The 19,273-nt window shown below is 65.1% G+C and carries 16 protein-coding genes and 1 pseudogene; 14 read left to right on the top strand and 3 right to left on the bottom strand.

Annotation, left to right across the window (positions count from 1 at the left end):
• Positions 1 to 194: 194 nt before the first annotated feature.
• From L5014_RS03965 to L5014_RS03910, 12 genes and pseudogenes are all read left to right on the top strand, one after another.
• Positions 195 to 659, top strand: a pseudogene (locus L5014_RS03965) (NUDIX hydrolase); the annotation flags it as partial.
• A 37-nt stretch (positions 660 to 696) separates the two neighbouring features.
• Positions 697 to 1,728, top strand: a complete 1,032-nt coding sequence (locus L5014_RS03960) for an ABC transporter substrate-binding protein (protein WP_238462272.1) — start codon at positions 697 to 699, stop codon at positions 1,726 to 1,728.
• A gap of 103 nt (positions 1,729 to 1,831) precedes the next feature.
• On the top strand, positions 1,832 to 2,716 hold the full coding sequence (locus L5014_RS03955) for an ABC transporter permease (RefSeq protein WP_238462271.1): 885 nt from the start codon (positions 1,832 to 1,834) through the stop codon (positions 2,714 to 2,716).
• A gap of 1 nt (position 2,717) precedes the next feature.
• The gene (locus L5014_RS03950; RefSeq protein WP_238462270.1) at positions 2,718 to 3,518 is read left to right on the top strand and encodes an ABC transporter permease; all 801 of its coding nucleotides are present in this window, start codon (positions 2,718 to 2,720) and stop codon (positions 3,516 to 3,518) included.
• Between the two features lie 12 nt (positions 3,519 to 3,530).
• A complete protein-coding gene (locus L5014_RS03945; RefSeq protein WP_238462269.1) occupies positions 3,531 to 4,637 on the top strand; it encodes an ABC transporter ATP-binding protein in 1,107 nt (368 codons plus the stop codon).
• Positions 4,638 to 4,648: 11 nt separating this feature from the next.
• Entirely contained in the window at positions 4,649 to 5,356 is a 708-nt protein-coding gene (locus tag L5014_RS03940; protein WP_238462268.1) for a GntR family transcriptional regulator, read from the top strand.
• Positions 5,357 to 6,042: 686 nt separating this feature from the next.
• Positions 6,043 to 7,497, top strand: a complete 1,455-nt coding sequence (locus L5014_RS03935) for an NAD-dependent succinate-semialdehyde dehydrogenase (RefSeq protein ID WP_274389240.1) — start codon at positions 6,043 to 6,045, stop codon at positions 7,495 to 7,497.
• Between the two features lie 156 nt (positions 7,498 to 7,653).
• Complete coding sequence (locus tag L5014_RS03930) at positions 7,654 to 8,514, top strand: MurR/RpiR family transcriptional regulator (RefSeq protein WP_238462266.1); 861 nt, start codon at positions 7,654 to 7,656, stop codon at positions 8,512 to 8,514.
• Positions 8,515 to 8,717: 203 nt separating this feature from the next.
• Positions 8,718 to 9,788 (top strand): C45 family autoproteolytic acyltransferase/hydrolase, encoded by a 1,071-nt coding sequence (locus L5014_RS03925; RefSeq protein WP_238462265.1) that lies wholly within the window; start codon positions 8,718 to 8,720, stop codon positions 9,786 to 9,788.
• 69 nt (positions 9,789 to 9,857) lie between these two features.
• Positions 9,858 to 11,207 (top strand): aspartate aminotransferase family protein, encoded by a 1,350-nt coding sequence (locus L5014_RS03920; protein WP_238462264.1) that lies wholly within the window; start codon positions 9,858 to 9,860, stop codon positions 11,205 to 11,207.
• Positions 11,208 to 11,226: 19 nt separating this feature from the next.
• Positions 11,227 to 11,793, top strand: coding sequence for a carboxymuconolactone decarboxylase family protein (locus tag L5014_RS03915; protein ID WP_238462263.1), 567 nt, complete (start codon positions 11,227 to 11,229; stop codon positions 11,791 to 11,793).
• Positions 11,794 to 12,558: 765 nt separating this feature from the next.
• Positions 12,559 to 12,807 carry a YodC family protein gene (locus tag L5014_RS03910; protein ID WP_238462499.1) on the top strand — a complete coding sequence of 83 codons (249 nt, stop codon included), beginning with the start codon at positions 12,559 to 12,561 and terminating at the stop codon, positions 12,805 to 12,807.
• An 84-nt stretch (positions 12,808 to 12,891) separates the two neighbouring features.
• On the opposite strand, the gene L5014_RS03905 is transcribed toward L5014_RS03910, so the two are convergent.
• Together L5014_RS03905 and L5014_RS03900 are read right to left on the bottom strand one after the other, a co-directional pair.
• Positions 12,892 to 13,524: a LysE family translocator gene (locus L5014_RS03905; protein ID WP_238462262.1), complete on the bottom strand. Its 633-nt coding sequence runs from the start codon at positions 13,522 to 13,524 to the stop codon at positions 12,892 to 12,894.
• Positions 13,525 to 13,680: 156 nt separating this feature from the next.
• The gene (locus tag L5014_RS03900; protein ID WP_238462261.1) at positions 13,681 to 14,031 is read right to left on the bottom strand and encodes a superinfection immunity protein; all 351 of its coding nucleotides are present in this window, start codon (positions 14,029 to 14,031) and stop codon (positions 13,681 to 13,683) included.
• A 177-nt stretch (positions 14,032 to 14,208) separates the two neighbouring features.
• Between L5014_RS03900 and L5014_RS03895 the strand changes: the two genes are divergently transcribed.
• The gene (locus L5014_RS03895) at positions 14,209 to 15,669 is read left to right on the top strand and encodes a M20 family metallopeptidase (protein WP_238462260.1); all 1,461 of its coding nucleotides are present in this window, start codon (positions 14,209 to 14,211) and stop codon (positions 15,667 to 15,669) included.
• A 177-nt stretch (positions 15,670 to 15,846) separates the two neighbouring features.
• On the opposite strand, the gene L5014_RS03890 is transcribed toward L5014_RS03895, so the two are convergent.
• Positions 15,847 to 16,308 carry a Cd(II)/Pb(II)-responsive transcriptional regulator gene (locus L5014_RS03890; RefSeq protein WP_238462259.1) on the bottom strand — a complete coding sequence of 154 codons (462 nt, stop codon included), beginning with the start codon at positions 16,306 to 16,308 and terminating at the stop codon, positions 15,847 to 15,849.
• Between the two features lie 82 nt (positions 16,309 to 16,390).
• Between L5014_RS03890 and L5014_RS03885 the strand changes: the two genes are divergently transcribed.
• Positions 16,391 to 19,138: a heavy metal translocating P-type ATPase gene (locus tag L5014_RS03885; protein ID WP_238462258.1), complete on the top strand. Its 2,748-nt coding sequence runs from the start codon at positions 16,391 to 16,393 to the stop codon at positions 19,136 to 19,138.
• The last annotated feature ends 135 nt before the right edge of the window (positions 19,139 to 19,273 follow it).

Below are 19,273 nucleotides of genomic sequence, written 5' to 3'. Positions count from 1 at the left end.
GCGGCCCTTTGTTTTGTCTGCTGATTCTGCCTCATGGTATTCCATAATACGAAGACCGTTGCTGTGGACCATAAGATGGCATACCATAATCTCATCGAACCACGCAGCGACCACTGGAGCACGTCATGGCTGAGTCAACGAGCGGACAAACCACGGAACAGACATTCGATACGGGGCGCTTTCGCCGCGCGCTGGCCGCAGCGGGGGCAGGGGCGGACGCTCGGGTGGGCGCGATCCTGGAGCATCGCGATGGACTCGTGCTCGTCGACACGGCCCAGGGCGTGCAACTGCCGACGGGCAGCAAGCTCGAACCGGCAAGCGACGCCGCGAGCCTGCGCGGCGTACTCGCGAAGCTCGGTCTCAAGGCGCATCTCGACTTCCTTTTCGCCGTGTTCGAGGCGAGCGGCGAGCGTGCGCCGGATGGACATTCGGGTGTGCACGTCTATTACCGGGGGCGCGTGACTCAAAGCGGTTCGCCCTGGCTCGACAGCAGCATCCGCATCGTGCCGCTTTCGCAGATTCCCTGGGACGAGGTGAGCGACGCCGCCGTGCGCTCGATGCTCGAGCGCTATGTGCGCGAACGCCGGCAGGACGCGTTCGGCATCTATGTCGGCGATACGCAGGCGGGCACCGTGCAATCGCTCGCCCTCACACACTGAAGGCATTGAACGTAACCGTTTCCCCTTGGAGAGAGACATGAGCAGCAGAGGCATTCCGTTTTTCGCGCCGTTGATCGCCGTTTGCGCGACGACGCTCGCGGCAGCACCGGCACTGGCCGCCGATCCGATCGTGTTCACGAGCTGGGGCGGCACGACGCAATCGTCGCAACAGAAAAATTGGGCGCAGCCGTTCACGCAGACGAGCGGCATCAACGTGCTGATGGATGGCCCGACCGACTACGGCAAGCTCAAGGCGATGGTGGATAGCGGCAACGTGAGCTGGGACGTCGTGGACGTGGAGGGCGACTTTGCCTATGCCGCGCAAAAGGCCGGGCTGATCGAGCCGATCGACTATTCCGTGGTGAAGAAGGACGAGCTGGACCCGCGCTTCGCAACGCCGGATGCAGTGGGCAGCTTCTATTACTCGTTCGTGCTCGGCTACAACAAGGCGAAGTACACGGGCGCGCAGCCGCAAACCTGGGCGGATCTCTTCGATACAAAGCGCTTCCCGGGCAAGCGCACGTTTTACAAGTGGTCGGCGCCGGGCGTGCTGGAAATCGCGCTGCTCGCCGATGGCGTGCCGCCCAACAAGCTCTATCCGCTCGACCTCGACCGCGCGTTCAAGAAGCTCGATACGATCAAGAGCGACATCGTCTGGTGGAGCGGCGGTGCGCAGTCGCAGCAACTGCTCGCTTCGGGCGAGGCGCCCATCGGCATGTTCTGGAATGGCCGTTTGCACGCGCTCGCGCAGACCGGCGTGCCGGTGGGCATGTCGTGGAACCAGAACCTGACCGCCGCCGACATGCTCGTGATTCCCAAGGGCGCCAAGCATCGCGCGGAAGCCATGAAGTATCTCGCCGCTGCAACGAGCCCGCAGGCCCAGGCGAAATTCGCGGCCGACACGGGCTATGCGCCGATCAACGTGAAGTCGGCCGCGCTCATGCCGCCCGCCATGGCCAAGACGCTGCCCGACCAGTACAAGGCCTCGCAGATCAATCTCGACATGAAGTACTGGGCCGAGAATCGCGACGCGATTGCGAAGCGCTGGTACGCGTGGCAATCGAAGTAACGGAAATAATAGAAGCCCGGACAGAGGCCAGACGTGAGCGCCGCTAAGGAACCCGAATCAAATCGAGCCGATGCGGCGACACCACGAGACACCCGGAGACACCATGCCCAATGTATTGAGTACCGTCGCGCATCCGCCCGCGACGGCCGCGCGCAAGCGGCGCGACTGGCGCAGCATCCGGCTGCTGACGCCGGCCATGCTGCTGCTTGTGATCTTCTTCCTGCTGCCGGTGCTCTCGCTGCTGCTGCGCAGCGTGCTGGAGCCGACGCCGGGCCTGCACAACTACCAGCAACTGCTCGGCTCGACCACGTATCTGCGCGTGTTCGGCAACACCTTTCTTGTGGCGACGGTCGTGACGCTCGTCACGCTGCTGGTGGGCTTTCCGATGGCGTGGCTGCTCGCCATCGCGCCACGCAAGCTCAGCTCGGTGCTGTTCGCGATCCTGCTGCTCTCGATGTGGACCAACCTGCTGGCACGGACCTTCGCCTGGATGGTGCTGTTGCAGGAGACGGGGCCGATCAACCGCGCATTGATGGCGATGGGCGTGATTCATGAGCCGCTGTCGCTCGTGAACAACCTCACCGGCGTCACGATCGGCATGACGTACATCATGCTGCCATTTCTCGTGATGCCGCTGCACGCCACGCTGCGCAGCATCGACCCCTCGACGCTGCGTGCCGCTGCCGTGTGTGGCGCGAGCCGCTGGCAGGCGTTCTGGCGCATCCTCCTTCCGCTGGCGATGCCGGGCGTGGCCTCTGGCGCGCTGATGGTGTTCGTGATGGCGCTGGGCTACTTCGTCACGCCCGCGCTGCTCGGCGGCCCGTCTTACATGATGCTCGCGGAGCTCATCGCGCAGCTCGTGCAAGAACTGCTGAACTGGGGTCTCGCCGGCGCCGCGGCATTCGTACTGCTAAGCGTGACGCTCGCGCTCTATGCATTGCAACTGCGCTTCACGGGCAGTGCGCGTGCAACTCAGGGAGGCCGCTGACATGCTGCTCGATTTCGATCGCCTTGGCGCATTGCGCTGGATGCTGGTGGCCGTGGGCGCGGCTGTCTCGCTCTTTCTCCTGCTGCCGATCTTCTTCATCGTCGCGCTCTCGTTCGGCGACTCGCAGTGGCTCATCTTTCCGCCGCCGGGCTGGACGCTCCAGTGGTACCAGCAGCTTTTCACGGACCCGGGCTGGATCGATTCGCTGCTCACGAGCGCGAAGCTCGCGGTGATCGTCACGGTGCTTTCCGTCGCGATCGGCTTTCTGGCTTCGCTTGCACTCGTGCGCGGCAAGTTTCGCGGCCGCGAGGCGGTGCGCGGTTTCTTTCTCACGCCGATGGTGCTGCCGGTGGTCGTGCTGGCCGTCGCGCTCTACGCGTTCTTTCTGCGCATCGGCCTGAACGGCACGATGACCGGGTTCGTGATCGGCCATCTGATTATCGCGCTGCCGTTCTCGATTATTTCGATCAGCAACTCGCTCTTGAGCTTCGATACGGCGCTCGAGGACGCAGCGCTCATCTGTGGCGCGTCGCCGCTCACGGTGAAGCTGCGCGTCACGCTGCCGGCGATCCGGCTGGGCCTTTTTGCTGCCGCGATATTCGCGTTCCTCGCGTCATGGGACGAAGTGGTGGTGTCGATCTTCATGTCGAGCCCGACGCTGCAAACGCTGCCCGTGCGTATCTGGGCGACGCTGCGGCAGGACCTGACGCCTGTCGTGGCAGCGGCGTCTTCGCTGCTCGTCGGCTTGACGACCATCCTGATGCTGGCGGGCGCCTTGCTGCGCCGCGCACGCGCTAACTGAGGTAAACACGCCATGACTGCATTCCTGCAAATCCAGCGCCTGCGCAAGACCTACGACGACGTCGTCGCCATCGACCATGTTTCGCTCGACGTGCGCAAAGGCGAATTCATGACCTTCCTCGGACCCTCGGGGTCGGGCAAGAGCACGACGCTCTATATCGTCGCGGGCTTTCAGGAACCGACCGAGGGCCGCGTGCTGCTCGACGGCAAACCGCTGCTGGCGGTTACGCCGAACAAGCGCAACATCGGCATGGTGTTTCAGCGCTACACGCTGTTTCCGCATCTCACCGTGGGCGAGAACGTGGCATTCCCGCTGCGCGTGCGCCGCCGTCCCGAAGCCGAAATCAAGGCGAAAGTGGAAAAGATGCTCAAGCTCGTGCATCTCTCCGAGTGCCGCGACCGCATGCCCGCGCAACTCTCGGGCGGGCAGCAGCAGCGCGTGGCCATTGCGCGTGCGTTGGCCTACGACCCGCCCGTGCTGCTGATGGACGAGCCGCTCTCCGCACTCGACAAGAAACTGCGCGAGGAAATCCAGCTCGAATTGCGCCGCATTCATCAGGAAACCGGTGTCACGATCCTCTATGTCACCCACGATCAGGAGGAAGCGCTGCGTCTTTCCGATCGTATCGCCGTGTTCAACAAAGGCTGCATCGAGCAGGTGGGTACCGGCGAGGAGCTCTATGCGAACCCGGCGTCGCGCTTTGTCGCGAGCTTCATCGGCAATTCCAATTTCCTGCCGGTGAAAGTGACGAAGAACAGCGACGGCCGCATGAATGGCGTGTTCCCCAACGGGCTTGAAATCGCCACGGACGCGTTTCATCCGACGCTCGCCGCTGGCGACGACAGCACGCTGATGATTCGCCCGGAGCAGATGCGCATCAGCTCGCTGCAAAGTGCAAGCGGTGCAAGCGGTGCGAGCGGGACTGCAGGCCTGCCCGTGACCGTGCGCGACGTCACCTATCTTGGCGACGCGATGCACTACGCAGTGGCGACGCCCTGGCAGCAGGAGATCTCGATTCGCATGCCGGCGGCGCATCGCCACGACAGCGGCATTGCGATTGGCGCGCAGGCGCTGGTCGACTGGGATGCGCGCGACGTGCGTCTGTTCGCTCAAGTTTGATGACGGCCGCCATGACTGCCATGCACCCATCGCTGAAGGTCCAACGGCCCACGGCCACGCTGCGGGAACTCGCGCTCGAGAAAATGCGCACGGCCATCCTGGAGGCGCATTTTCAGCCGGGCGAGCGGCTGGTCGAACGTTCTCTCTGCGAGATTCTTGGCGTGAGCCGCACCGTGGTGCGCGAGGTCTTGCGGCATCTGGAAACGGAAGGACTGGTTGCATCGATTCCGAACCAGGGGCCGATTGTTGCGGTGCTCGCCTTCGAGACCGCGGCCGAGATCTACGAAATACGCGCGTTGCTGGAGGGCGAAGCCGCCATGGCCTGCGCACAGCATGTCGATGAGCAGATCGTTGCGGAGCTGGCTGCCTATATCGATGAGATCCAGCGGGCTTTCGAAGCGCAGGATTATGTTGCCGTGCGGGCACTCACCACCGCTTTTTATGAGCGTATGTTTATCGGTGGGAAAAAGCATGTGGCGTGGGAGATCGTGCAGTCGCTGACGGCGCGCATTAATCGCTTGAGAGCGTTGACGATCGCTTCCGATGATCGTGGCCGCCAGGCGGTCTCCGAGATGCGCCAGATTCTCTCTGGTATTGAGGCAGGGAACGGGGTCGCAGCGCGCGAGGCCGCCATTGCGCACGTCGACCGCGTGGCCGAGATCGCAAGGAAGATGCTGGCGCATGGGCATGAGAATGCCTTTTGGCGGCAGGCAGGGTGATGCGGTGCAGTTTGGGTGGTGTTGGATCGTGTCGTTCGCGTTTTCTTGTTTTCTTGTTTTCGCGTTTCCTTGTTTTCGTGTCGGTCTATTAGCGTTGCCCCTGTGCGGGGCGGCACCTACTTTTCTTTGCAGCGGCAAAGAAAAGTAGGCAAAAGAAAGCCGCTCACACCGCCAGTGTGACGCAGTGGACCACTTGCCCATTATCGGAGCGGTTCCGGAGCGTCTGACACCACGCGCCATACAACGGAGTGACAAAGGACTCATTCCTCCGGCGGCGCTACGCGCGCCGTGGGGCATAACCCAAAACCAGTGGCGCGCATGCGCGTGCGCATTCGCATTCGCTTACCCAGGCAGTACTCATGGTTTCCCTTGCAGACCCGACCGCTGCGCGCGCAGCGAGCAGCGGGATGAATGAGTCCTTTGTCACTGAGTTTGAAGGTGCGGGGTGACGGATGCCCCGGAACCACTTGGATTAACGGCAAGAGGTGGACGGCGTCACACTGGCGGTTTGAGCCGCTTTCTTTTGCCTACTTTTCTTTGCGGCTGCAAAGAAAAGTAGGTGCCGCCCCGCACAGGGGCAACGCTAGCAGACCGACACGAAAGCAAGTAAACGCACAAACCGCTACAAACTGCTACAAAAAAAGAACCGCCCACTAAATCTCATTCCTCAAGGAACAACCGTGGATTTGAAAACGCTATTGAAGGACGCGGCGCTGCTGCGCCATCACGCTTATATCGATGGACAATGGTGTCCGGCCGACTCGGGCGCAAGTTTCGACGTGCTCGACCCCGCGACGGGCGCAACCCTTGGCAGTGTCCCTTTGATGAGCGAGGCCGAAACAACGCGCGCAATCGACGCGGCCAATGCAGCGTGGCCCGCATGGCGAGCCCGCACCGCGAAGGCGCGCGCGCAGTTGCTGCGCCGCTGGTATGAACTCGTGATCGAAAACGCCGACGACCTCGCGCTGATCCTGACCGCGGAGCAAGGCAAGCCGCTTGCAGAGGCGAAAGGCGAAGTCATCTATGGTGCGTCGTTCATCGAATGGTTCGCCGAAGAGGGCAAACGCGTGGCAGGCGATACGCTCGCCACGCCGGCGTCGGACAAGCGCCTCGTGGTGATCAAGGAGCCCGTGGGGGTGTGCGCCGCAATCACGCCCTGGAACTTCCCCAACGCGATGATCACCCGCAAGGCGGGGCCGGCGCTCGCGGCAGGCTGTCCAATCGTTGTCAAGCCCGCCGAAGCCACGCCGTTCTCCGCGCTCGCGCTGGCCGTGCTCGCCGAGCGCGCGGGCATCCCGAAGGGCGTGTTCAATGTCGTGACCGGCGACCCGAAGGCAATCGGGCAGGCCATGACGAGCAGCCCCGTGGTGCGCAAGCTCTCGTTCACGGGCTCGACGGCGGTGGGCCGCTTGCTGATGGCGCAAAGCGCGCCCACGGTGAAGAAGGTGACGCTCGAACTCGGCGGCAATGCGCCCTTCATCGTATTCGACGATGCCGATCTCGACGCCGCGGTGGAAGGGGCGATTGCTTCGAAGTACCGCAATAACGGGCAGACCTGTGTCTGCACCAATCGCTTCTACGTGCATGACCGGGTTTATGACGCATTCGCCGCGAAGCTGGCGACGGCGGTGCAGGGCCTGAAGGTCGGACACGGAACCGAGGGCGGCGTGACCCTGGGGCCGCTCATCAACGAGGCGGCGGTGAGGAAGGTCGAAGCGCATATCTCGGATGCACTCGACAAGGGCGCGACGCTCGTCACGGGCGGAAAGCGGCACGCCCTCGGGCAGGGCTTCTTTGAACCGACCGTGCTCACGAATACCACTGCGCAAATGGCGGTTGCGAGCGAAGAGACATTTGGCCCGCTTGCCCCGCTGTTTCGCTTCTCGAGCGACGAGGAGGTGGTGAAGCTCGCCAACGATACGGAGTTCGGACTCGCCGCGTACTTCTACAGCCGCGACATCGGGCGTGTGTGGCGTGTGGCGGAGCAGCTCGAATACGGCATGGTGGGCATCAATACCGGCCTCATTTCGAACGAGGTCGCACCGTTTGGCGGCGTGAAGCAGTCGGGTCTTGGTCGGGAAGGTTCGCACTACGGAATTGATGATTATCTGGTCATCAAGTACCTGTGCATGGCGGTTTGATCAGTATTGTTTGCAGGAAGTTGGCGAGGGCAACATCGATCGCGACCGGCCAGCAATCTTTTGCTACTCGTCACGGGGAGGGAGAGCCCGTTTCAGCAACATCCTGCAACACCGGTGGTAACATTTGTTGTCGTCCACTGCCCGTCAGCCAACCGCATGCCAGAAAGCTTCGACCAGCTCGCCGCGCTCATTCGCGCGCGCTTCTCCGATCTGAGCCCGCAATTCCAGACCGGCGCAGCGTTCCTGCTCGATCATCCCGACGAAGTGGCCGTTTCGTCGATGCGCAAGGTCGCGGAGCGCGCCCAGGTTCAGCCTGCGTCGCTCGTGCGGCTTTCGCAGCAGCTCGGCTTTCCGGGCTGGAACGAGTTGCGCGATCTGTTCGTCGCGCGCGTGCGCACGCGCCCCGAGCCGCTTTCGAGCCGCGCCCGCTCGCTCGTGGCGGGCAGCGCGAAGGACGCGCTCGCGCGCGATCTGCTGCTGGCCCAGCAGCACAATCTCGATGTGAGCGCCGCCCACAACACGCGCACCATGGTCGAGGCCGCGCGCATCCTGAAGAAGGCGAAGCATGTGCACGTGGCGGGCTTTCGCTCGTGCTATGCGGTGGCGTTCGGCCTCGTGTACGGCTACCGGCTCTTTCGTCCCTCGGTCTCGCTGCTCGGCGGTGAGGCTGGCACGCTCGAAATGCAGTTGCTCGGCATCGAGCGCGACAGCGCGACCATCGTCGTGAGCTTTGCGCCGTATTCAGTCGAAGCGGTGCGCGTGGCCGAGGCGGCGCTCGAAAAAGGCAGCCGGCTGATCGCCATCACCGATAGCGCCGTCTCGCCCATCGCGCTGAACGCCGAAAAAGTGCTGATCTTCACGCACGAAAGCCCGTCGTTTTTCCCCTCGCTGGTGGCGGCGACGGCGCTCGCCGAATCGCTCGTCGCGCACCTGCTGGCGCTGGAGGGAACAGGCGCCGTGGCGCAGCTCGAGCAGTCGGAGCGCACGCTCAACTCGCGCGGCGCCTATGTTCCCTGACGCTGCCGGGCAGGAGGCAAGGTACGGGCTCTCCCGGTGTTTCGACCCGACACGTTCGACATATTCATGAAGCCGCCCGCGAGGCGGCTTTTTTACGCCTCCACGCAGTCCATTTGTTGTAAGCGTTATTTAATTTGACAACATATGTTGTGTGGCGTATAAATCCGGCATTGGCCGTTGCAGGCATTCAAACGAGAATTTCGATGCAGGAACTGAAAATTTACCGGGGGCCGGCCTTCCGGGGGGCGGCCGTCCGGATGGGCGGCTCGCCCGAGGCGATCGGGCGGCGGCTCGGTGACCTCGCGAAGCCCGTCTTCGCGGCCTATATGGCGCAGAGCAGCGCCTGGGCGGCCGTGAGCCGCTGGCGCGGCAGCGCCTTCGCGCAAGAACTACGCGCAGCCGCGGAGCGGTATTTCCCGGCCTATGTGGCGGAACTGGACGCCATGGCCGCGGCGCTCGGCTGGCCGGCGCACGATCTGTTCTTGTGGAATTGCCGCGGCGAGCTGATCCACAACGCGCCGGACGGCTGCACGACGCTTGCGGTGCGCACGCCCGAGGCCGGCCTGATCGCCCATAACGAAGACGGCGATCCGTATCTGCGCGGGCGCTGCGCCGTGGTCGAAGTCGAGCCGGAGGGCAAGCCTGGCTTCGTGAGCTTCTATTACCCTGGGTCGCTGCCAGGTCATACGTTCGGGGCGTCGCGCGCGGGCATCGCGCAGGCGATCAACAACCTGCGCATTCGCGAGCCGCGCGCGGGCGTGCCGCGCATGATCCTCGGGCGCGCCGTGCTCGACGCGGCAACGCTCGCCGACGCCCTGGCGCTGCTGCGCGACACCCCCCGCGCGAGCGGCTTTCACCATACGATCGGCGGCACGGATGCGGCAGGCGTGGTGCGCATCCATAGCGTGGAGGCCACGGCGCGGCGCGCCTCGATCGTGGAATTGGGCGCGCCCTCGGGACACGCCAATCATCTGATCCATGCGGGCTGCGAGCGCGAGGCGCAGATCGTCACGGATTCGTCGCGCGACCGCCAGGCGCGGCTCGCTGAATTGCTCCCCGCGCTTGGCGCGCAGCCTGACGGCGAGGCGTTCGTGCGCACGTTGCAAGACCGCGCGGGCGCGGGCCTGCCGATCTACCGCGACGACCCCCACGACCCCGACGACGAAAACACACTCGCCACGGCTTGCATGCGCGTGGAGCCGCATGGCGTGACGCTCGACGTCTGGCAGGACGGCGTGCGCAGGCTGGGCCTGCAGGTCGGGCGCGGTGCCTGAGCGCAGCATCGTCCACACCACGAGATTCAACGAATTAACCCCATTGCAGTGATTTCAGCGAGAGAGCCCATGTCCACGAAAGTCTTCCATCGGATGCCGAAGCAAACCTTGCCCGTCGCGGTGGCGGGCGAGGGGATCGAGATCATCGACTCCACCGGCAAGCGCTACATCGACGCGAGCGGCGGCGCCGCCGTCTCGTGCCTCGGCCATAGCAACGCGCGCGTGATCGAGGCGATCAAGCGTCAGGCGCAGCAACTGCCGTACGCGCATACCTCGTTCTTCACGACCGAGGCATCGGAGCAACTCGCCGATCACCTGATCGCCGCCGCGCCCGCCGGGCTCGACCATGTCTATTTCGTCTCAGGCGGTTCTGAGGCGATCGAGGCTGCACTCAAGCTCGCGCGCCAGTATTTCGTGGAGAAGGGCGAGCTCACGCGCCGCCACTTCATCGCGCGCCGCCAGAGCTATCACGGCAACACGCTCGGCGCGCTGGCGATCGGCGGCAACGCGTGGCGCCGCGAGCCATTCCTGCCGATCCTGATCGAATCGCATCACGTGAGCCCGTGCTATGCGTATCGCGAGCGTCACGAAGGCGAGACCGACGAGGCCTATGCGCAGCGCCTCGCCGACGAGCTCGAACAGAAGATCCTCGAACTCGGCGCTGAGAACGTGGCCGCATTCGTCGCGGAAACGGTTGTGGGCGCAACGGCTGGCGCGGTGCCGCCGGTGCGCGAATATTTCCGCAAGATCCGCGCGGTGTGCGACCGCTACGGCGTGCTGCTGATCCTCGATGAAATCATGTCGGGCATGGGCCGCACCGGCTATCTGTTCGCGTGCGAGGAAGACGGCGTCGCGCCCGACCTGCTCACGATCGCGAAGGGGCTGGGCGCGGGTTATCAGCCGATCGGCGCGACGCTCGTGAGCCAGCGCATCTACGAGACCATCGTGGGCGGCAGCGGCTACTTCCAGCACGGCCACACCTATATCGGCCACGCCACGGCCTGCGCGGCGGCGCTGGAAGTGCAGCGCGTGATCGCCGACGAAAAGCTGCTCGAGAACGTGCTCGCGCGCGGCGAGCAACTGCGTGCGCGCCTGCGCGAGCGCTATGTCGAGCATCCGTATGTGGGCGACGTGCGCGGGCGCGGCCTGTTCGTGGGCGTGGAGCTTGTGAAGGACCGTGAGAGCAAGGTTACTTTCGACCCGGCGCTCAAGCTGCATGCGGCCATCAAGCGCGAAGCGTTCGCGCGCGGCCTGATGGTCTACCCGATGGGCGGCACCGTCGACGGCAGGAACGGCGATCACGTGTTGCTCGCGCCGCCGTTCATCTGCACGGCGCAGAACATCGATACGATCGAGGAGCGCCTGGCCGCCGCGATCGGCGCCGCGCTGAGCGCGACGGGCGTAGCCAACGCCGCCTGATCTTTCCGGAGCTTTATCGATGACGCAATCCCAGAACCCGCGCCTGCCCGCATTCGACGCGGCCGGCGCGACGTCCGAGCAGAAAGCGGTGCTCGCCGAAATCCTCTCCGGCCCGCGCGGCAATCTGAACGGGCCGTTCCTCGGCTGGATCCATAGCCCGGAGTTGGCGCAGCACGCGCAGCGTCTGGGCGCGTTCTGCCGCTACAACACGGGACTCTCGCTGCGCCTTTCGGAACTGGCGATTCTCGTGACGGCGGTGCGCTGGCAGGCACAGGCGGAGTGGTATATCCATTATCCGATCGCGCTGAAGGCGGGCGTGCCCGAGGCGCTGGCCGAGCAGATCCGCATCGGCGCGGAACCGCTTTTCGACGAGCCCGACGACGCGCTTATTTACGCATTCGCGACGGAGCTCTACGACACGAAGCGCGTCTCCGACGCGACCTATGCGCGCGCGGTGGAGCGCTTCGGGCACGAGACCACGATCAACCTCGTTGGCCTGTTGGGCTATTACGCGCTCGTGGCGATGACGCTCAACGTGTTCGGCATGCGCGCCGAAGGCCAGACCTCGCTGCCGTTTCCGGAGTAAGGGGAAAGGGCGAGCCGGCTTGCAGCGCCGGCTGCCGGCTGTCGGTGCGGAGATCCGGGGCGCATGAGCTCCGGCCCTGATTTTTACCAGAATGTTGTCATGCAGCGGATCTGGACATGTCCCGATTGGCCACCCGTCTTCGCCGGGCGGCCTTTTCATTTCCGCTTGTTCTCTTTCGCTTCTTTCACGCTTCCCCATAATCGTGACGGCCATATTTCATGGTCGGGATTTTCTCCGCCGTACCGTTAGTTTTCCCACCCTGTAGCCAAAATATTTGAGCGATCCACGGGCCGAAAATAAAACGAACGAGCGATTTTCGATAAGCATTTTGGGGTTTCCCCGCAGTGACGTGCGATTTTGAACCATCCAGTTAATGCTTGAAATATCGACGCTTAAGGCTTGCTTGCGTATTGCTTAATTAGCCTTGCATGGGCAAATAATATGACTGTTTGTGCGGCGCAGGTGTCCGAAAAGCCCCGCAGGCGTACAGGTGGCGGCGTCACGCGTAGCGTGATTGCGCGAGTTGATTTTCATGGGATTAATGGCGGTTTTCCCGTATTTTCGGGCAAACCCACTTGCGCGATTTAATTCGCATTGCTAGTCTTGCCGGACTTATTAACGGTCGCCCGAATATATTATCAACAAAAGGGGCCTGCATGCGGAAGAGGGAGTCCGCATCGGGAATTATTCGATGAGCGACCTGATTAGCGAGGCAGCGCCATGCTGAATACGCACATTGAGCTTGCAGAAAACGAACGCGCCGCCATGGCCGCCACGGCCGGCGTTGGCGACGTGGTTACCCTGAGATCGGGTGGGCCGCGCATGACCGTCATGCACGCAGGGCCTGTTGGCTTTGCGAACGGCCATTGGCTGATCTGCCAGTGGTTCGACGACCAGGGTGAATTGCGTCAGGACATGTTTGCGCAAGACATGGTCCAAATCGAGCCGCGTCTGATTTCGGCGGCTTCGGTCAAGCTGCGCATGCCAGTAGCCCGAGCCAACAGGCGCGCTTGACACCGTGGCGAAATGAGCCGGTCGTAGCGTGCAGGGCCGCCCGCTAGCGCGGGCAATCCCGCAGGCGCGCCCTCGGGCAACGCCTCAGCGTTGCCCTTCCGCCGCGATCCGCACGGCCAGGCCGGCCAGTACCGTCCCCATCAGATACCGCTGAAACGCCAGCCACTTCGGGCGGCCGGACAGGAACGACGCAATCGTGCCCGCCGTGATTGCCGCAGTGGCGTTCACGCTGACCGAGAGCACGATCTGCACCGCGCCTAGCTCGATCGATTGCGCGAGCACGCTGCCCTTGGCCGGGTCGATGAACTGCGGCAGCAGCGAGAGATAGAGGATCGCCACTTTCGGGTTCAGCAAGTTCGTGACGAAGCCCATGAGAAAGAGCTTGCGCGGCGGGTCGGGCGTCAGTTCCCGCACCTGGAACGGCGAGCGTCCGCCCGGCTTGAGCGTCTGCCAGGCGAGCCAGGCCAGATAGAGCGCGCCGCCGAGGCGCAGCGCGTCGTACGCAAAGGGCACGGCCAGCAGCAGCGCCGTAATGCCGAACGCGGCGCACAGCATGTAGAAAATGAACCCGAGCGCGACCCCGCCGAGCGAAATGAGGCCCGCCTTGCGACCCTGGCAGATCGAGCGCGAGATCAGATAGATCATGTTGGGTCCGGGCGTGAGCGCCATGCCGAGGGCGACGGCGGCAAAGGCGAGCAGCGGGGCGACATGGGGCATGGCGGGCTCCAGGGGCATGCGGGTAAAGCGGCTTGGGGAAAGTTGTGGCACGCATGGTGGTGGACCGGCGTGCGCGGCGGCTAGGTGCGTAATTATTTCATGCAAACGGCGTGCGTGCCCGGCGCGGCGGGCGCTTTGGCCGTTCGGCCAGGTCTCTCAATGTGACGAACGTCCCGACGAACGTCCGCGCTCGGCTTCGCGTGCCTCGCGTGCCTCGCGGGCCTCGCGCGCCTGGACGCGGTCGTCGAGTTGACGCGAGAACAGCAGCATGCCCAGACGCCGCTGCCTTTCCTTCACGTTGCCGCCGATATTTTTCGGCGGATTCGGCTGCAGTGCCCACGAGAGCGCAAGCAGCCAGCCGAGCACCGTCCAGCCGAGCACCGCGTTGAAGAGGGCGATCGTCAGCAGATCGTCGCGCACGCGGCGCTCCGCAATCAGCGCGGGCAGGAAATAGAGCGCGACCGCAGCCAGCAGAACGATGATCTCGAAGACGGAATGGCTCACCATGGCCTGTCCTCCCCAGCAGGATGTCACTGACCCGATTGTTTATTGTCGCGCGGTTCGGCCTCGCGCGCATGACGCGCCTGGCCGGATGGCCAACGCCGTGGCGAGTTTGTGTCGAAGCCCTGTCGGCATAAGGGGTTCGGGTCTATGATTTACGTTTTTCCGCACGGTATTCGCACCATGAGCTCAGACACGACAGAGGACCTCCGGCAACTGGATCACGACGCATTGCGCGCGTTCGTGGAGCGCAAATGGAATGACGAAATCGTTCCGGCGCTTACCGACTACATCGCGGTGCCCGCAAAGAGCCCGGCGTTCGATGCCGACTGGGCGAAGCACGGCTATCTCGAGCGCGTCGTGCAGGAGGCCGCGAAGTGGGCCGAAACGCAGCCCGTGCGCGGCCTGAAGCTCGAAATCGTGCGGTTGCCGGGCCGCACGCCGGTGATCTTCTTCGAGGTGCCGGCCACGCGCTCGGGTAGTCACGAGACCGTCGTGCTGTATGGCCACCTCGACAAGCAGCCGGAGTTCGCCGGCTGGCGCAACGACCTCGGGCCCTGGACGCCCAAGCTCGAAGACGGCCGCCTCTATGGGCGCGGCGGCGCGGACGACGGCTACGCCATCTACGCGAGCGTCACCGCGCTGGCCGCGCTCGACGCCCAGGGCATCGAGCGTCCGCGTTGCGTGGGCCTTATCGAGACTTGCGAGGAGTCGGGCAGCTACGACCTGCTGCCGTATGTCGACGCGTTGCGCGAGCGTCTGGGCACGGTCGGGCTCGTCGTCTGTCTGGATTCGGGCGCGGGCAACTACGATCAGCTCTGGCTCACTACTTCGCTGCGCGGTCTCGTAGCGGGCGATCTGGAAGTCGAGGTGCTCGAAGAGGGCATCCATTCCGGCTCTTATGGCGGCATTGCGCCGTCGAGCTTCCGGGTGATGCGCCAACTGTTCGAGCGTCTCGAAGACGCCGCGAGCGGGACGCTCCTGCCCAAGGGCTTCCATTGCGCGATTCCGTCCACGCGTCTTGCCGAGGCCGAGGCCACGGCAAAGATTCTCGGCGATAGCGTCTGGAAGGGCCTGCCCTGGGCATGCGGCCAGGACGGCCGGCCCGTGCTGCCCAAGACCACGGACCCGCAGCAGGCGCTGCTCGATTCGACGTGGCGCCCATCGCTTTCCGTGACCGGCGCGGCGGGCCTGCCCGCACTCGCCGACGCAGGCAACGTGCTGCGTCCGCGCACGGCATTCAAGCTCTCGCTGCGCCTGCCGCCGCTGGTGGAGGCGTCGAAGGCCGTCGCCGAGCTAAAGGCCCTGCTCGAACTCGACCCGCCCTATAACGCGAAAGTCACGTTCAAGCCGGACACGGGCGCGGCCAACGGCTGGAGCGCGCCGGAGCTGGCGCCGTGGCTCTCACAGGCGCTCGATGCGGCTTCGCGCACCCATTTCGGCGCGGACTGCGCGTATCTCGGTCAGGGCGGCACGATTCCGCTGATGAACGTGCTGAAGGCCGGTTTTCCGAAGTCGCAGTTCATGGTGTGCGGCGTGCTCGGCCCGAAGTCGAATGCGCATGGGCCGAACGAGTTCCTGCACGTGCCGTATGCGAAGAAGCTCACCGCCGCGGTGGCCGAGGTGATCGCTTCAGCGCCTTGATGGGCTGAATGCCGGGCTGAATTCCGGGCTGAAGAAGGAATCGAACAGGTTCGATTCAATGGGCCGAAATCCGGGACCGCGTCCGGGTTTCGGCGGCGTCCCGGGCGGCCGCTCGCGCTGCCGTTTAGCTCTGCGATGCACATGCCCCGCGCGCATCGTTCGCCACGCTTGCGGGCTTTATCCCTTGGCTGCCGTTTCGTCGTGCGCGGCTTCCGCGTGGCAGGAACAGCTTTCCTCGTCGATGGGCTGCTCCAGGTTCTTCATGATTCCGCATTCGGCGCTGCTGCTGTTGTGGTGGGCATGACAGCTCTCGCGCAGCGTGCGCAATTGCTGCTCGAGCACGCGCATCGATTCGATCTGCTCGTGAATGCGCACAATCTGGCAATCGATCAACTGGTTTACTTCGTCGCAGGGCTGGCTCGGGTCGGCCTGGTAGCGCCGCAGCATGCGGATGTCGGCGAGGCCGATGCCGAGCGAGCGGCAATGGCGGATGAAGTTCAGCTGCGCGGCGTGCGCGCCCGTGTAGCTGCGGTAACCGTTGGTTTCGCGCGCCGGCTCGTCGAGCAGGCCCTCGCGTTCGTAGAAGCGCACCGTTTCGACGTCGCAATGGGCCTGGCGCGCCAGTTCACCGATTCTCATGGTCGCAGTTCTCCCAAATGGCTTGACCCTGTAGCGGCTACAGGCTGTTCAATGATTCTGTCACTTTTGGGAGAAATGGGCCATGGTCCAGGATTTCTGGTCGCGGTTTGTGCTCGCGCAACGGTTTCGGGCGCGCGAAAACGGGCGGGATGCGGCGGTGTCGGGCTCGACGGGCTCGACGGAGTCGGCAGTCTCGCTCGACAAGGCGGGGGATAAGCACGCGTGCGGCTGCGCACACGCACACGCCGACGCGGATCGCGGGCACACCCATGCGGATGCCGCTGCCGACGATCATGACCACGGGCATCGGCACGACCACGACGATCACGGCCATGGGCACGCATGCAGCCATGACCACGATCATGCGCACAGTCATGACCATGAACACGGCCAGGCTTGCAGCCACGATCACGCCGCCGGCCACGATCATTCCCACGATCACGCGGGCCACGACCACTCCGCACACGAAGCCGCCTCCTGTTGTAGCGGCGCCGCCGCGCTGCAATCCACTCGCAGCGGCGTGCAGGCGAGCGCACCGGTGGGCGCGCAGCGCGCGCGCTACCGCATCGACAACATGGATTGCCCGACCGAGGAGCGGCTCATCCGCAAGCGCCTCGATCCGATGCAGGGCGTCGTGCGTCTCGACTTCGATCTGCTCGCGCGCGAGCTGACGGTCTACCATCGGCTGTCCGATGCGAAGCCGTTTGAAGCCGCACTGCGCGCACTCGACATGGCGCCGCGTCCGCTCGACGACGCGGCGCCAGCCAGTGCGAGCGCGGAGCCGTCGGCGCACGGCCCCGGCCTCGCGCTGCGCCAGAAGCTGCTGCTCGCCGCGAGCGGCATCGCAGCGGCCGGCGCCGAAGTGCTTGCGTGGCGCACGGGCCATGAAACCGGCGTGCCGGTGCTCGTCTGCACGGTTGTCTCGCTGTTGTGCGCGGGTGTGCCGACGCTGCGCAAAGGCTGGGTCGCGCTCAAGAATTTCACGATCAACATCTATTTCCTGATGTCGCTGGCGGTCGCGGGCGCTGTCGTCATCGGCAAGTGGCCCGAGGCGGCCATGGTCGTGTTCCTGTTCGCGTTGGCCGAAGAGATCGAAGCGCTTTCGCTCGAACGTGCGCGTCAGGCAATCCGCTCGCTCACCGCGCTCGCGCCGGAAACCGCCGAGGTGTGGATGGCCGCTTGCGCCGCAAGCGCTCAGCCGACCCGGCAGTTGATCCCGCAGTCGACCCCGCAGTCGACCCCGCAACCGGCACAGCAGATCGCGCAACAGACTGCACAGCAGCCCGGCGAATGGCGCACCCGCGCCGTTGCCGAAGTGGCCGTCGGCGAGCGCGTCCGCGTGCGCACGGGCGAGCGCGTGCCGGTCGATGCGCGCGTGGTCGCGGGCCGCGCGGCGCTCGATCAGGCGCCCATCACCGGCGAGAGCCTGCCCGTCGACAAGGCCGAGGGCGATGCGCTCTACGCGGGCAGCATCGTCGTCGACGGCGTCGTGGAGGCGATCGTCAGCGCCGCCGCGCGTGACAGCACGCTCGCGCGCATCGCGGCGGCGGTCCAGGAAGCCCAGGCGCAGCGCGCGCCGACCCAGCGTTTCGTCGATCAGTTCGCGCGCTACTACACGCCCGCCGTCGTCGCGCTCGCGGTGCTGATCGCCGTTGCGGGTCCGCTCGCGTTCGGCGGCGCGTGGAGCGCGTGGCTCTACAAATCGCTCGTGCTGCTCGTGATCGCGTGCCCGTGCGCGCTCGTCGTCTCGACGCCGGTGACGGTCGTGAGCGGCCTCGCGGCGGCCGCACGCAACGGCATGCTCGTAAAGGGCGGCGTGTGGCTCGAACGCGGACGCCTGCTCAAGGCCGTCGCGCTCGACAAGACCGGCACGCTCACGCGCGGCGCGCCGGTGCTCACCGACACGCTCGCGCTGGCGGCGCTGCCCGCGGACGAGGCCCTGCGCCTCGCTGCGAGCCTCGACGATGCAAGCACGCACCCGGTCGCGCGCGCGATCGTCGCGGGCTGGCGCGAACGCGGCGCGCAGACGGCGTCCGCGTCGCTTGAAGCGCATGCACCGCTTGCAACACTCGCGCCGATCGACAACTTCGCGGTGCTCAATGGTCTCGGCGTGACGGGGCGCATCGACGGCGAGGTCTGGCATCTGGGCAACCATCGGCTCGTCGAGTCGCTGGGCCTGTGCTCGGCGGACCTCGAAGCACGGCTGGCGCAGCTCGAAGCGGCGGGCAAGACCGCCATCGTGCTGTGCTCGCCGCGCGAGCCGGTGGCGCTGTTCGCGGTCGCCGACGCGGTTCGGCCCGAGAGCGTGCCGGCCGTGCGCGCGCTCAAGGAGCTGGGCGTGACGCCGGTGATGCTGACCGGCGACAACTCGATCACGGCGAAGGCGATTGCGGCGCAGCTCGGCATCGACGATGCGCGCGGCAACCTGTTGCCGCAGGACAAGCAGGACGCGGTCGCGGCACTCTCGGCGCAGCACGGCATGGCGGCGATGGTCGGCGACGGCGTGAACGATGCGCCCGCGCTGGCGCGCGCCGACATCGGCTTTGCGATGGGGGCGGCCGGCACGGCGACGGCGCTCGAAACCGCCGACGTCGCGATCATGGACGACGACCCGCGCAAGATCGCCGCGTTCATCGGGCTGAGCCGCAAGGTGGCTGCGGTGCTGACGCAGAACATCGCGCTCGCGCTGGGGATCAAGGCGGTTTTTCTCGTGCTGGCGCTGGCGGGCGAGGCAACGCTCTGGATGGCCGTGTTCGCGGACGTGGGCGCGAGCCTGCTGGTCGTCGCCAACGGGTTGCGGGTGCGGCGGCATTTCGCGGGGCGGGGTTAGTGGGGCGCCGCTAGCGGGCAGGCAGTGACCAAGGACGCGCGCGCTTTTTTGACGTACCTGCAAGTTACGCAACTAACAGCCAATCTCGCGCCCCGCCAACCCATTCCCTCCGCTGCGGCACAGAAAACGCACTTC

The sequence above is a fragment of the Paraburkholderia tagetis genome (genome assembly GCF_022213065.1).
GTDB lineage: Bacteria > Pseudomonadota > Gammaproteobacteria > Burkholderiales > Burkholderiaceae > Paraburkholderia > Paraburkholderia tagetis.
This window is presented reverse-complemented; position numbering and strand designations above follow the sequence as displayed.